Annotated in this window: 12 protein-coding genes; 8 read left to right on the top strand and 4 right to left on the bottom strand. The window is 50.4% G+C overall.

Annotation, left to right across the window (positions count from 1 at the left end; all coding sequences use genetic code 11):
* Positions 1-7: 7 nt before the first annotated feature.
* Positions 8-1,363 carry a PrsW family glutamic-type intramembrane protease gene (locus ACFSUS_RS13195; RefSeq protein ID WP_381523270.1) on the bottom strand — a complete coding sequence of 452 codons (1,356 nt, stop codon included), beginning with the start codon at positions 1,361-1,363 and terminating at the stop codon, positions 8-10.
* A gap of 199 nt (positions 1,364-1,562) precedes the next feature.
* Here ACFSUS_RS13195 and ACFSUS_RS13190 point away from each other — a divergent pair, with 199 nt between their 5' ends.
* The 7 genes from ACFSUS_RS13190 to ACFSUS_RS13160 all read left to right on the top strand — a co-directional run bounded on the left by ACFSUS_RS13190 (position 1,563) and on the right by ACFSUS_RS13160 (position 10,069).
* Entirely contained in the window at positions 1,563-3,104 is a 1,542-nt protein-coding gene (locus tag ACFSUS_RS13190; RefSeq protein WP_381523268.1) for a YifB family Mg chelatase-like AAA ATPase, read from the top strand.
* 258 nt (positions 3,105-3,362) lie between these two features.
* Positions 3,363-4,055: a hypothetical protein gene (locus ACFSUS_RS13185; protein WP_381523266.1), complete on the top strand. Its 693-nt coding sequence runs from the start codon at positions 3,363-3,365 to the stop codon at positions 4,053-4,055.
* Between the two features lie 152 nt (positions 4,056-4,207).
* Positions 4,208-4,891, top strand: coding sequence for a hypothetical protein (locus tag ACFSUS_RS13180; protein ID WP_381523264.1), 684 nt, complete (start codon positions 4,208-4,210; stop codon positions 4,889-4,891).
* A 36-nt stretch (positions 4,892-4,927) separates the two neighbouring features.
* Complete coding sequence (locus ACFSUS_RS13175) at positions 4,928-5,959, top strand: sensor histidine kinase (protein WP_381523263.1); 1,032 nt, start codon at positions 4,928-4,930, stop codon at positions 5,957-5,959.
* A 120-nt stretch (positions 5,960-6,079) separates the two neighbouring features.
* On the top strand, positions 6,080-6,847 hold the full coding sequence (locus tag ACFSUS_RS13170; protein ID WP_381523262.1) for a LytR/AlgR family response regulator transcription factor: 768 nt from the start codon (positions 6,080-6,082) through the stop codon (positions 6,845-6,847).
* A gap of 91 nt (positions 6,848-6,938) precedes the next feature.
* The gene (locus ACFSUS_RS13165; RefSeq protein WP_381523260.1) at positions 6,939-9,245 is read left to right on the top strand and encodes a TonB-dependent receptor; all 2,307 of its coding nucleotides are present in this window, start codon (positions 6,939-6,941) and stop codon (positions 9,243-9,245) included.
* A gap of 17 nt (positions 9,246-9,262) precedes the next feature.
* A complete protein-coding gene (locus ACFSUS_RS13160; protein WP_381523258.1) occupies positions 9,263-10,069 on the top strand; it encodes a DUF4249 domain-containing protein in 807 nt (268 codons plus the stop codon).
* A gap of 2 nt (positions 10,070-10,071) precedes the next feature.
* On the opposite strand, the gene ACFSUS_RS13155 is transcribed toward ACFSUS_RS13160, so the two are convergent.
* The 3 genes from ACFSUS_RS13155 to ACFSUS_RS13145 all read right to left on the bottom strand — a co-directional run bounded on the left by ACFSUS_RS13155 (position 10,072) and on the right by ACFSUS_RS13145 (position 12,099).
* Positions 10,072-10,902 (bottom strand): N-acyl homoserine lactonase family protein, encoded by an 831-nt coding sequence (locus tag ACFSUS_RS13155; protein WP_381523256.1) that lies wholly within the window; start codon positions 10,900-10,902, stop codon positions 10,072-10,074.
* 61 nt (positions 10,903-10,963) lie between these two features.
* On the bottom strand, positions 10,964-11,446 hold the full coding sequence (locus ACFSUS_RS13150; protein ID WP_381523254.1) for an SRPBCC family protein: 483 nt from the start codon (positions 11,444-11,446) through the stop codon (positions 10,964-10,966).
* A 65-nt stretch (positions 11,447-11,511) separates the two neighbouring features.
* On the bottom strand, positions 11,512-12,099 hold the full coding sequence (locus tag ACFSUS_RS13145) for a Crp/Fnr family transcriptional regulator (protein WP_381523252.1): 588 nt from the start codon (positions 12,097-12,099) through the stop codon (positions 11,512-11,514).
* Between the two features lie 387 nt (positions 12,100-12,486).
* Here ACFSUS_RS13145 and ACFSUS_RS13140 point away from each other — a divergent pair, with 387 nt between their 5' ends.
* Positions 12,487-12,867, top strand: a complete 381-nt coding sequence (locus ACFSUS_RS13140; protein ID WP_381523250.1) for a hypothetical protein — start codon at positions 12,487-12,489, stop codon at positions 12,865-12,867.
* The last annotated feature ends 100 nt before the right edge of the window (positions 12,868-12,967 follow it).

Raw genomic sequence — 12,967 nt, 5'->3', positions numbered from 1 at the left:
CTTTGAATTATACCGTTGCTCTCGGCTGCAAAACGGCCTGCTGTGCTTTCTTAATCTGTTTCAGACCGCTTTGTATAATACCCAGCGCCATTACCCAGGCTATAGTGCCCAGTAGAATCTGTTTGGTCGGCAGGAACCAGATGTAGGGGATAATTGGAATTTCGAAGGGAGAATTCCAGAGCATGTGTAAGAGCATCACAGCCACAAACGTCCGTATGAAGCCCTTATCTCTGAGCATTTCCCAATCGAACGGTTGCTGACCTTTCACGCGCCAGACCGCAGCCGCCGTAATGGCCGTCCAGACCACATGGCTAAACGGAGATAGTACCCCTCGCAGAAAAATGGTACTCAAAGCCGGACCAAAGCCGCCCTGCAACAGAACAACGAATGCATAGCCAGCCGACTCGAAGGCGGCAAACCCCGTTCCGACAGCGGCTCCGAACAGCAGGCCGTTTAATATCCAGTGGTATTGATTTTTGGTACGCATCAGCAAAATAACGGCCAGTAACTTTCCCGATTCTTCAACAATTCCCGCACTCGATGCGCCCAGGAACGTTCCCAGGAAAGCGGTATTACTGAAGAAGAACAAGGAGATCAGGACCGATACCAAGCCCCCAGTGAACAGTAGTTTGATAGCCTGATACAACGATACGTTCTGTGGAGCGTTCATCTCCCAGAAAAAAATAAGACTGGCAAACGGCACTGCAAACGACCCGACAAACAGCAGTCCCGGAATGAGCAGTTCATTCTGGAATTGCATTACGGCTATGTACAAACCAAAAAAAAGAAACAAAGCACTGCCGCCGAAGCGTAGAAACAGCCACGGTTGGGGCCAGTGCGAAGCGATTGTCCCAACCGCGGGCGTTGTTTGACGAGTACCGACGGTGAAAGCGCTTTCAATGTCTTCATCAGATCGTTGTTCGCCTACTTTAGCAAAGATCGTTTTCAAACTAAAATCACTATCCAGCGCATCGACTCCAGTGAGTGAAGAGATCCGGTTAAACGAACCAGAAAAATCAAACCCTTCAAACGGACTGCCTGGTTCGTCATCGGCCATAACATGGGCGAGCCGCCAATGCGAAGTTCCGACGCGCAAATCACCCGACTGGTTTAACTCGCCCATAGTTGTGGAGATACCGTTCAACTCAACCAGGTGTGAACCGATGGTATGAAAATGTACCCGTTGCCCGTCGAACAGGAGCAGAAGATGCATATCAGCCGCTTCTGGATCGGTCAGCGGTACACTGGCGATAGGGCTACGTCCGAGGGTGAGACGTGCCTGAGGAAGTAGCACGACAGACTGGCCTTTATCGGGGCCACTTACACACTGCAAAGCAAATTGACCGTTTATTGGCGCATTCATGTATGGTATGAACTAGTTTCAAACATCAACGTAATAATATAATACCGCTTAGGTCATTTGTGTTTGATAGAATCTCACTCGCCTGACAGTTTGTAGCTTTTTACCCATCCAAGCTTTCACGAAAAAAGCCGATAGCTCTTTTTTATCGCTTACTCAATCCGTAGTTTTGATACCCATTGCCTTTATACCGTAACCTAACATGTTAGCCAAAACTTTCGGCGCGGCCGTTTATGGCGTCAATGCCAGTATCATTACCATTGAAGTAGTTGTCGCCCAAGGCTTACATTTTCATCTGGTTGGCTTGCCCGACAGTGCCGTCAAAGAAAGCGAACAACGCGTTGAAGCCTCATTAAAATTCTTCGGCTACCGGATGCCCCGCCAGAAAGTAGTGGTCAACCTCGCACCTGCCGACATTCGCAAAGAGGGTTCATCTTACGACTTGCCCATTGCGCTTTGCGTGTTGCAGGCATCTGAGCAAATCACAACGCAGCGCAGCCTGGAGGATTACGTCATCATGGGTGAACTAGCCCTCGATGGTACGTTACGCCCAATTAAAGGTGTACTACCGATTGCTATCGAAGCCAGAAAACGTGGCTACAAAGGGTTTATACTCCCCCTTGAAAACGCTCAGGAAGCCGCTATCGTTAACAATTTAGATGTCATTGGCGTAGCGACTATGCAGGACGCCGTCGAATTCTTCGAGGGTAAAAAAGACATTGCCCCGTTGACCACCGATACCCGCGATCTATTCATGAGTCAGGTTAACGCCTACGACGCTGACTTTTCGCACGTTCAGGGTCAGGAAAACATCAAGCGGGCCATGGAGATTGCAGCGGCGGGAGGACATAATGTCATCATGATTGGCCCACCGGGTGCGGGAAAAACTATGCTGGCGAAGCGTCTGCCCAGTATTTTGCCGCCATTGACGTTGCAGGAAGCGCTGGAGACAACTAAAATTCATTCGGTTGCCGGTAAACTCGGGACTCGCGCTAACCTGATTGCAACACGACCCTACCGGGCTCCGCACCACACAATTTCAGACGCTGCGTTAGTCGGTGGCGGTAGCTTCCCACAGCCAGGTGAAATTTCGTTGGCCCACAACGGCGTCTTGTTTCTGGACGAATTACCGGAGTTTAAACGGTCGGCGCTGGAAGTGATGCGCCAACCGCTCGAAGATCGGAAAGTGAGCATTTCGCGGGCGAAATGGGCCGTAGAGTTCCCGGCCAGTTTTATGCTCATCGCCAGCATGAACCCCTGTCCCTGTGGTTATTACAATCACCCCGAAAAGGAATGCGTCTGTGGGCCGGGCGTAGTGCAGCGGTATTTAGCCAAAATCAGTGGTCCTCTCCTCGACCGGATCGATCTGCACGTTGAAGTAACGCCCGTTTCCTTCGACCAGATGACGGCCAATCGCCCGGCCGAAACCAGCGAATCGATTCGCGAACGGGTCATTCGGGCGCGGGAGATTCAGACCGCTCGTTTCGCTGATCAGCCAGGTATTTATTCCAACGCTATGATGCCGTCGCAGATGGTGAAAGAGGTTTGCCAAATTGGCGATGCCGGTCGGGCGTTACTAAAAACAGCTATGGAACGGCTGGGCCTTTCGGCACGTGCGTATGACCGTATCCTGAAAGTATCGCGCACCATTGCCGACTTGGCCGGGAGCGAAGAAATCCGCATTGAACACCTGGCCGAAGCCATCCAATACCGCAGCCTCGACCGCGAAAATTGGGCGGGGTGACCTAGTAGAGTTCTTACGCTTGCTATTCGGCAGACACAACTACTTAAGGCTGTAAGATTAACAAAAGCCGCGCCTATTTAAGTAGGACGCGGCTTTTTGATTTGTGTATTGATATCAATACGTTACAAATGGCTCAGTTTCACTTGCCCCTTTTGTAAAAACACTTCGCCCTTGCCTTTCGACGCTTGACCCCAGTTCCGATTTCTCGGAGGCCAGGGGTTTACCAGCTTTGGCTTGTCAATCAACTAACGACAAGCTATGAAAACGTTAATCACCACAATCTTCATCAGCGTCAATGGGCTGTGTGCCTTTGCACAAAATTCACTCTCTCAACAAACCCAGGTTGAAGTAGCGACTGGGCTCGTGTTGCCAAACTTCGGTAAGGGGAACGAGCTACTCCGATCCAGCGACTTACGGACAAATGGGCAAAGCTATTTCCAGAACTCAGCAGGCAACCGGGCGAATGTAGGTAAATACGGCACTCAGCAAGGGTTCAACATTTCCCTGGGTTTCTATAAACCCGTTCGGGCGGTAAAAGGACTTATGTTAGGCGGCATGATTCGTAGCGCTCAGACTGGCTCGGAACCCGACAATGGCGGCTACGCAGAAGGATACTTCTTCAACTTCTTATCGGCGGGTCTGGCGGCTAAGTACTATCCTTTTACGAGTAACAATCTTTACCTAAAGGGCGAAGCCGGAATGGGAGCAGTATTCACCAAGAATCGCTACCTGAACGAAGCAGGGCAGCAAAATTTCTTTCATCAGTTTGGTATTGGCACCAGCGGCAGCTTTGGCGCTGGGTATTCGCTAACGCCTTTTAAAAACAAGGACAAAGCCATCGACTTGTCTGTCCTTTATCAGGCGTACAGTACTCGAGTTGAAGTCAACGGAATTGGCGACGATCAGTGGCGATTTGGCGCACTTAATTTTCTGGTGGGCCTTACTTTTTAAATCCGGGCAAAGTGACTCGATCGGTTCACCCCTTAGTCCGAAACGCTTCGCCCCTGGCCTTCCGACGCTTGACCCCTAAACGACTTTCAGGAACTGTATTGCTTCATCAATTTTGATTCATGAAGAACATAAATCATAGACAAACCATAATCATGAAAACGTTAACGCTCAGCCTCTTTTCTTTTGTAGCCGTTCTTAGCTTTGGCCCCTCGGTATCGGCCCAGGATCAACCGGTTCGTCCGGCTCAATTTCCGTATTCTAATCGCTTTACGTTAGGTGGCGGGGTTAGTCAACTGCTGCTCGGCGGCTTCAACGTCCAGGCCGAATACACCACGAATCGCCTGGTGTTCGATTATTCGCACGGCTTCAACATCAACCTATCGGGTCAGTCGGCATCGTTGGTAGCCCAGGACCAGAAGCTGGCTGAGAAGCTGACATCTACACTGGGTATTGGTATCGGCTACCGTATCACACCAACGTTCGACATTCGTTTTGAGCCGAAGTTACATTACTATGAAGTCTACTACAATGGTCAGCCGCAGACGGTAGATAATCGGGTTACCTCATACAAAACCGTGACGCTCGGCTTGGGAGCCTACTACCGCTATTATCCATTCCGCAAGCAGAGCAACGCCCTGGCGGGTATTCTGGTCATGCCCAGCGTTCGCTACTGGCCAAACGTCTGGAGTTCGTTGGAAAACAATAAGTTGACGTATACGAACCGGCTAACCGAACGGACGGAAACCTACAAAGCAGCTCCACAGGGATTTCCGGGTACGAACGGTTTGCTGGCTAACGTAACAATAGGCTACACCTTCGGACTGCACAAAAAGTAGTATCTTTCAGAACCCTCACAACGAGATAGTTATCGCATGAATACCACAGAAGCCACGCTCTACACGCTCAATGACCAGAAGTTGCGGCTGGTCGGAATTCCTCTGCTGAGTTTTCTGGTACCAGCCCTTCAACATCCCAACGAGTTTCGCAATCTTGATTCGATTATCTGGATGCATTTGTTCATAGGCCTGTGTACGACGGTACTGGTGTGGGAGGGTAATCGACTCATTATGATCTTTATGCGTCGAACATTTCCTAAGTATAACCAAACAACCAGGCGCCTGCTCGCCGAAGCGGCATTGGCATTAAGCTATACCTTCGTTGCCACCTGGCTTCTGGATGAGGTCGTCTGTAAAGCGATCTTCGGTAAATCGATTGACCCCTTCACCGGATTTCGGACCAGTTTGATTCCGACAATACTAGTGTATCTGGTCTATGAAGCGGTTTACTTTTTTGAGGCCTGGAAAAATAATGTCCGCAAGACCGAAGCCCTGGCCCGCGAGAGTGTGCAGTCGCAACTGGAAGTACTCAAGAATCAGCTCGACCCGCATTTTCTGTTCAACAGTCTCAATACACTGGCAGCTCTGATTGACGACGAAAACGTGAATGCGCAGCAGTACCTCGAACGGCTGTCGGACGTTTATCGCTACGTACTCGTCAGTCGCAGCAAGAACACGGTGCCATTAGAAGAAGAGATTACGTTCCTGGACGCGTATGTGTATCTGAACAAAATTCGGTTTCGGGAGAACCTACAAGTTGAAAAGAACCTGTCGGCGGAGGCCTATCGCCAGTACGTAACGCCATTGAGCCTGCAAATGCTGATTGAAAACGCCATCAAGCACAACGTCGTCTCGAAAGAGAGCCCATTGAAAATCAAGATTCAACAGGAGGGGAATCAGTACTTGGTGATTGAGAATAACATTCAGGAAAAGACTATTCTGGAAAAGTCGACCCGGGTGGGCTTGCAGAACATCATCAATCGTTACAGTCTGCTAACCGATCGACAGGTCGAGATCATTCAAAATGGCGGGCTGTTCACCGTAAAGATTCCACTCCTTCTCAATTAGTGAAAGAATGAATGAGCGAGAGATTGAATTAGAAAATAAGGTGGTAGCCTCAAAGTAAATGCTGATGATAATTTACAAAACGGCAATTCGCTCATTCACTCTTTCACCCTTTAAAACACCATGAAAGCACTCATCATTGAAGACGAATATCCGGCGGCTGAACGACTCGAAAAGCTGATTCGTAAGCTGGACCCGCGGGTGGAGATTGCCGGGGTTTTAGAAAGCGTGGAGTCGGCGAAACAGTGGTTCAAAACCGGCCAGCCGGTCGATCTCATCTTTTCGGATATTCAACTCTCCGACGGCCTGAGCTTCCAGATATTTGAGTCATTTCCGGCGCACAGCCCCATTATTTTCACCACGTCGTACGATGAATATGCGATCAAGGCGTTTCGGGTCAAAAGCATCGATTACCTGCTGAAACCTATCAAGTTGCCGGAGCTGGCCGACGCGATCAGGAAGTACCAGGAGCTGAAGCAGGACTTTTCGCCCCAGGCGTACGCGAAGAAAGTTGAGTCTTTACTCGACAGCTTAGAGATGACGCGCCGGACGCACAAAACCCGCTTTCTGGTTAAAAACGGTGAGCAGTTAATTCCTATTTCGCAGGACCAAGTTGCCTATTTCTACACGGCTAATGAATTGTCCTGCTTAGTGGGTCGCGACGGACGGCAGTACCTGGTCGATTATACCCTAGAAGAGTTGGAAACGCTGGTCGATCCGCTTCATTTCTTCCGACTCAACCGGCAGTTTATCGCCCAGCTGACGGCCATTCAGAAAATCCACACGTATTTCAACGGCAAACTAAAGGTCGAACTCCGGCCCGAAACCGCCCAGGAAGTGCTCGTCAGCCGCGAAAAGGCCCCGGCTTTTAAAGCCTGGTTAGACGGCTAGACAATCCATCACCGATTTCGTGAAACGTAACCCGCAGGCGTCAAAAACGCGCTGCTCAGGATAACTCATGCCTCATCAGATCAATCTACCTATGAAAACCGTTCTTCTCTTTCTACTGACGCTGGGCACTGTGCAGGCCCAACACTACCGAATCGTAACCGGAAAAGTTACCGACGCATCTACCGGACGAAGCTTAACCGGAGCTACCGTAACCATGCTGGAACGAGCAGGAAAGGGTGCACGAACGAATGTCGACGGTCGATTTATGCTGATTCTGCCAGCGGATAAATTAACGCTGCTTGTTTCGCACCTGGGCTATTCAACCCAACGAATCCCACTCACTATCATCCGGAACGAGCTAATCGACGTACAATTACGCCCCACCGACAACCAGCTGAATGAAGTAGTTGTAACGGGCCAAAGCAACCAGGATAAGGTCATGTCGACGCAGACGAGCGTAGATGTTGTGGACCGAAAAACGGCCTTGTCGTTGCCAGTGGTGTTTGGTGAGGTTGACTTGATTAAGGTGCTTCAACTGAAGCCAGGTGTGAAGTCGACGGGCGAGGGCACCAGCGGCATCAGCGTTCGGGGCGGCAGTACCGATCAGAACCTATTCCAATACGATGGCACAACGGTCTATAACCCCAGCCACATGTTCGGTTTTTTCAGTACGTTCAACATTGACGCCGTCAAGAACGTATCGCTCTACAAGGCTGGCTTCCCGGCCGAGTACAGCGGGCGGCTGTCGTCGGTAGTGGATGTGACGTCGATGGTTCCCAAAGATAGCAGTCTGCACATCGGTGGAGGCATTGGCTTGATTGCGTCACGGTTGAATGTAACCGGCCCCGTTGGCAACAAAATCAAGTTCAACGTAGCGGGTCGCCGGACGTACGCGGACATCTTTACCGAAGCTATCAATCGCCGGAACGCCGATAGGCCAAACAGTAATCCCATTCCGCGCTATTACTTTTATGATCTCAACGGCCGTATAGATTTCACCGTTAACAATCGGAGTAAGCTTTTTTTAAGTGCCTACACTGGCCGCGATCGGTTTTTCTTACCAACGGATGCGTTTCGGAGCACGTTCGACTGGGGTAATACGGCCGTGTCGCTGCACTGGAATCAGAGTTCAAAAGACTTCCGCTGGAATAGCCATACCTCCGCCCATTACGCCAAATACGACTACCGTTTAGTGTCTACCTTCGACCGCTTTACGTTCAATATCGGGTCGGGTATTGAAGACTTTGTGCTGAAAGAACGCGTGTCGTGGCAGCCCAGCCCCCAACATACCGTTACGTTCGGCGGGGAGCTGACCCGCAGTCAGTTCTCGATCTCACGGGTGAATATTTCCAGCGCTAAACCGGAAGAAAACATTGATACTGGCGAAAAACCACGCGTGTGGGAAGGTGGTCTGTTCATTAGCGAAGAGTGGGACGTAACCCCAAAATTGAAGCTCAGCGCCGGACTACGCTGGTCCGGCTTCAGCCATGACAGTACCAGCTATACGGCCCCGGAGCCGCGAATTTCGGCCCGCTACGCCTTCAGCCCCTCGGTGTCGGTCAAGGCTAGCTACGCCCGCATGGTGCAATACCGGCACCTGGTGGTTAGCTCGGGAGCCGCTCTGCCCACCGACATCTGGTACCCATCGACCGCCAAAATCAAGCCTGAATACAGCGACCAACTGGCTGCGGCCCTGACCTGGAACATCGGCAACATGTTTTTGCTGACCAATGAGGTGTATTACAAGCGGCTACGTCAGGTGGTTGACTTCAAAACGGGGGCTCAATTGTTTGCGAATGATCGACTGGAGAATGAGTTTGTCTTTGGAAACGGCAGTGCTTACGGTAATGAGATCTATCTCGAAAAAACGTCGGGGCGACTGCGCGGCTGGGTAGGCTATACGCTGGCCTGGACCTGGCGAGAATTCAAGGATATCGACGGCGGCAAGCGGTTCTTTCCCCGTTACGACCGGCGGCACGACATCTCCGTCGTCGCGATGTACCAGCTACGGCCCAGGCTCTCACTGTCGGCCACCTGGGTTTACAACACCGGTAACGCCGTATCGCTGGCAACGGGTCGCTATGTGTCGATGGATACTCCCTACGTGCGGGTCGAGAACCCAACCGATCAGGTGGTGCCCGAGTTTCCAAGCCGAAACAACTACCGGATGCCGCCATATCACCGGCTGGACCTCGGCTTTATCTACAAATTTCGACCGAGATGGGGTGAAACTGACATTACGTTCAATGTTACAAACGCCTATAACCGCGCTAATCCATACCTGATCACGTATCAGGCACAGGAGAATTCGGAGGGTGAACCCACGGGTGCGTTCCGGGCGCGCGCCATTACGTTGTTCCCGCTACTGCCTTCAGTCACGTACAATTTCCGGTTTTAACACTACATCATACAGCCATGAAACTAACTAAACTAACGTACATACTCGCCTTGCTGGCGGGTCTGGGGCTGGCGGCCTGCCAGCAGGATATCGACGTAGACCTGCCACCTTACGAATCAAAGCTCGTGCTGGAATGCTACCTGGAAGACGGCCAGCCCGTACGCCTTTCACTGCTCGAAAGCCGGAGTTATTTGGATATATCGAGTTTGCCGCTGGTCGATGGCGCGACCGTTGTGTTATCACATCGGGGTCAGAACGACACTATTCCAAACGTGCCAGCGATAGACCGGACTTCGGGTAAATCGTATAATTACAGTAGCCCGAAACGTATTAAGGCCAACTACGATTCGCCGTACACGCTCACGGTGAAAGATAAACTGGGCCGGGTTTTGACGGCCACCACGCGGTTTATCAAGCCCGTCGCTATTAAGAGCATTACACCCGAGTTTAATCAGAAAGGTGAAGCCTACGGCCTAACTAAGTTTGACGATAATGCCCAACAAAAAAACTACTACCGCCTGACCCTGACCCGCAATATTCGCGTCGATACACTGTCGCTCGATGCCTTGCTGGATGACGCTTTCTCCAACGGCGAAGAGATCAACTGGGGATCGGGCTACACGTTCAAAAAAGGCGACACTATTCATGCGACGCTCTATCACTGCACCGAGGACTACTACAAGTTTCTAACTACATCGCAAAGCGCTCGGCAGGCCAATGTCAATCCCTTCGCGGCCTCGGGCGAGGTGATCAGCAACATCAAGGGCGGGCTGGGTGTATTCGCCACGTTGGCGTATGATTACCGTAGTGTGGTGGTGAAATAAACCTAAACTACTTGCTGTTGCTTAAGCCGCAGGGCAGACTGACTGTCGTGTGTGGGCAGGTAAATTGTAGGCCGGTACTGACAGTATGCACGAATGGTATCGATCGTTCTGCGAGCCGACCCCTTGTCAGTACAGATACCTGCTACCTGACGTTGCCGTAGTTGCTGCTCGGTAAATGTGGTGTCACCGGCAAACAGCACATCAACGGTTTTACCACGAAACAGAACTGACTGATGCCCGTATGCGTGTCCGATAGTCGGCACGATACTGATTTGCCCGTCGCTCGTTAGTGGATAAGCCTTACCGAAGTGTTTATCGGGTTGGGTAAAAGTAATTTTCCGTGGATTGAACCAAGTCGGAAACGTACAGGGAACGGCTCCGTATGGCTGGTCGAGCTCGGCCTTTGCGACCATAATTTCCGCTCGGGGAAAGTATTTCAGACCGTCGGTATGGTCAATGTGCAAGTGAGTAAGCACAACCCAACGCACGTCGGCAGGGTCTATCCCCAGCGTTTTTAACTGAAAACCGATTTCAAACTGCTCTTGAATAGCAAAGCGTAGAATCTTCCTGCTTACCCAGCCGTTTGCTCCACCACAACTGAAGTAATCACTATCGGTTACGTGGTGGTTCTCGCCCGTATCGACCACAAGAATGCCTTCTGGATGTTTAATAACCCACACCCAAATGGGCAACCACTCGGTCCAGAATGGATCTAATAAAATAGCAGGTGCGCCTACACTCGGATTCCGGTGCGATCGTTTCACTTTCACCAACCCACAATTAATGGCATGAATGGTGACTCCGTCGATGGTGGTTGTCGTGATGGAATGCATCGGTAAACGAAGAAGAAAAATAAACGGGATGATGAACGAAAGAGGGACCCAGTTGAGTCGTTTACTCGCTGTTTTTAGCCAGGCTATTGAGTTTCTCCATAACGCTGGGCAGCATAGCCCGGTAATCTTTACCCAATGCTTTACCAAACAGGTTTTTGGTTAATCCGGTAAACCAAACTTCGTGCGTAAACCTGGTCTTATTTTCCTGTACGGTCAGGTAGCGTTTTACATACAAAGTGCCTAACAGTAATTTCGTTCTGAATGTATACGATTGATGGGGAACAATTGAGTCGATAACAAATCTTGATTTGGGGCCTTTATTGGGTACCAAGACACCTTGAACGCCTTGCTCAAACGGACCGAGTAATTCGGCTGACTGCAAGCCGCTATCCCATTGTTTCCAGTTAGGTACGTCGGTCCAGATGCGCCAGATCGTATCCGGGGAGACCGTTGTTTCGAGGGTATGGCTAAAGTGGGTGTTGCTCGTCTGGGCTTGTGTAGTTAAGGTCGTTGCGAGCAAGGCAGCGCTAAAAATAAGTTTCATGCTTCTACCTGGTTTGTTTACGGCACAAAGGTCAGAACCACAAACCGGCTGGCACTTCACGTATGTTAAGTTCGTGCCTGCCTAAGCATATTTTTTCGAATCCGGCTTAGCGACTGTGGGGCAATGCCCAGGTACGAAGCCAGATATTTAAGGGGTATGCGCTGAATCATCTCCGGCTCTTCCGTAAGCATTTTTCGGTAGCGGGCTTCCGCTGTTTCGGTTTGTAGCTCAGTCAGTATCTCTTCGGTAAAATGGCTCACTTCCTGAATCACTGCCTGAATAAATATGCGCCAGGTCGGTATTTGTTCATACAGCGTTTGCAAGTCGGTATACGTAATTTGGAGCAGCGTACAATCGGCAACGGCCTGAATGTTCTCTTTAGCGGGTTGGCGGGTCGAGAAGCTATACTGTGACGTAAAGAGGTAATTGTCGAAGGTAAAAAACTTGGTTTTGTCGACGCCATCCTTCCAGACAAAAAAGCGCAACAGACCCCGATCTACATAGTACAAGTAGTTGCAGACGGTGCCTTCCTCGACTAATAGTTCGCCTTCTTTTAAATGCTTCGGTTTGAAAAGATGCTCAACCAGCGCCCACTCGCTATCAGTGAGTGGTGTTCGTTGGGTGATATAATTACGGAAGTTTATCGTGTCCATTCTAGTACCGAGTGAGCGAAAGCTATCCCATGCGTTTTACCTGAATCATTAATTCCACAAGGCGGGGATACGCTTGAGCAAACGTAATCGAATCTGAAACGACGTGCCGCTTTCGAACAACACATCAAGCGTCGGTAAACATAACCAGAATCTGACTAAGACGGGAATGAAACTATTACTCATCAGGAATGAGGGTAGTCATTTCAACGAACAGCCAGCAACCAGGTTTACTGGTGCTCTTTACCCCGTCAGATACACCATCTACCTAGCTTCCTATCGCAGAACTGTAGGGTACCAAACACTTGACCACACGCTAGAATAGGCTATTAATTCCAGCCAATCTGCTTGCGTTCCTGGTTAAACTACATCACACTTATTATCAACGTCATGAAAAAACAAATGTTAGCCGGAGCAATACTATCATTTGCCCTCGTATATGCAACCGCACAGGGTCAGACTACCTCTCCAGGTAATACGAGAGCCACAGGCACCAACGGGTCAAACCCAACCGCCAACGGCAAAGCCAGTACTAAGATATCTGATGGACGCTCACCCAAAAATGCCCACTCCATGACGAGCCAAACCGTCGACGGATCGACCCCTGGTGCCACCAACGACGGAGCCAGCGGCCAGAGTGGTAGTCCAACACCTTATCAGGAAGCGGCCACATCGCACGGAACGGTTCAACATAGTGGTCGTAAGCTGCAAAAAAATACGAGCAAGGCGAGCCAGAAATCAACCGCATCAGGTAAGAAGTCAAGTCGGTAGGTGGTTAAATCAAGCGTTCGAGGGCGATATTCCTAAGAACGAGCCGTATGCTCGTTCGGCAATGCACTACCAGATACTGACGCAAGGAGTAAAAGAACTG

This window comes from Spirosoma soli (genome assembly GCF_042684525.1).
In the GTDB taxonomy this organism is placed as follows: domain Bacteria; phylum Bacteroidota; class Bacteroidia; order Cytophagales; family Spirosomataceae; genus Spirosoma; species Spirosoma soli.
The sequence above is the reverse complement of the archived record's forward strand: the minus strand, read 5'-3'. Positions and strand labels throughout refer to the sequence as shown.

What these genes read in the sequence shown, in the direction of transcription:
- ACFSUS_RS13180 (WP_381523264.1), top strand. Translation starts at nt 4,208, where the DNA reads ATGAAAACGTTAACGCTCAGCCTCTTTTCTTTTGTAGCCGTTCTTAGC.
- ACFSUS_RS13185 (WP_381523266.1), top strand. Translation starts at nt 3,363, where the DNA reads ATGAAAACGTTAATCACCACAATCTTCATCAGCGTCAATGGGCTGTGT.
- ACFSUS_RS13195 (WP_381523270.1), bottom strand. Translation starts at nt 1,363, where the DNA reads ATGAATGCGCCAATAAACGGTCAATTTGCTTTGCAGTGTGTAAGTGGC.
- ACFSUS_RS13175 (WP_381523263.1), top strand. Translation starts at nt 4,928, where the DNA reads ATGAATACCACAGAAGCCACGCTCTACACGCTCAATGACCAGAAGTTG.
- ACFSUS_RS13190 (WP_381523268.1), top strand. Translation starts at nt 1,563, where the DNA reads ATGTTAGCCAAAACTTTCGGCGCGGCCGTTTATGGCGTCAATGCCAGT.
- ACFSUS_RS13155 (WP_381523256.1), bottom strand. Translation starts at nt 10,902, where the DNA reads ATGCATTCCATCACGACAACCACCATCGACGGAGTCACCATTCATGCC.
- ACFSUS_RS13160 (WP_381523258.1), top strand. Translation starts at nt 9,263, where the DNA reads ATGAAACTAACTAAACTAACGTACATACTCGCCTTGCTGGCGGGTCTG.
- ACFSUS_RS13165 (WP_381523260.1), top strand. Translation starts at nt 6,939, where the DNA reads ATGAAAACCGTTCTTCTCTTTCTACTGACGCTGGGCACTGTGCAGGCC.
- ACFSUS_RS13145 (WP_381523252.1), bottom strand. Translation starts at nt 12,099, where the DNA reads ATGGACACGATAAACTTCCGTAATTATATCACCCAACGAACACCACTC.
- ACFSUS_RS13150 (WP_381523254.1), bottom strand. Translation starts at nt 11,446, where the DNA reads ATGAAACTTATTTTTAGCGCTGCCTTGCTCGCAACGACCTTAACTACA.
- ACFSUS_RS13170 (WP_381523262.1), top strand. Translation starts at nt 6,080, where the DNA reads ATGAAAGCACTCATCATTGAAGACGAATATCCGGCGGCTGAACGACTC.
- ACFSUS_RS13140 (WP_381523250.1), top strand. Translation starts at nt 12,487, where the DNA reads ATGAAAAAACAAATGTTAGCCGGAGCAATACTATCATTTGCCCTCGTA.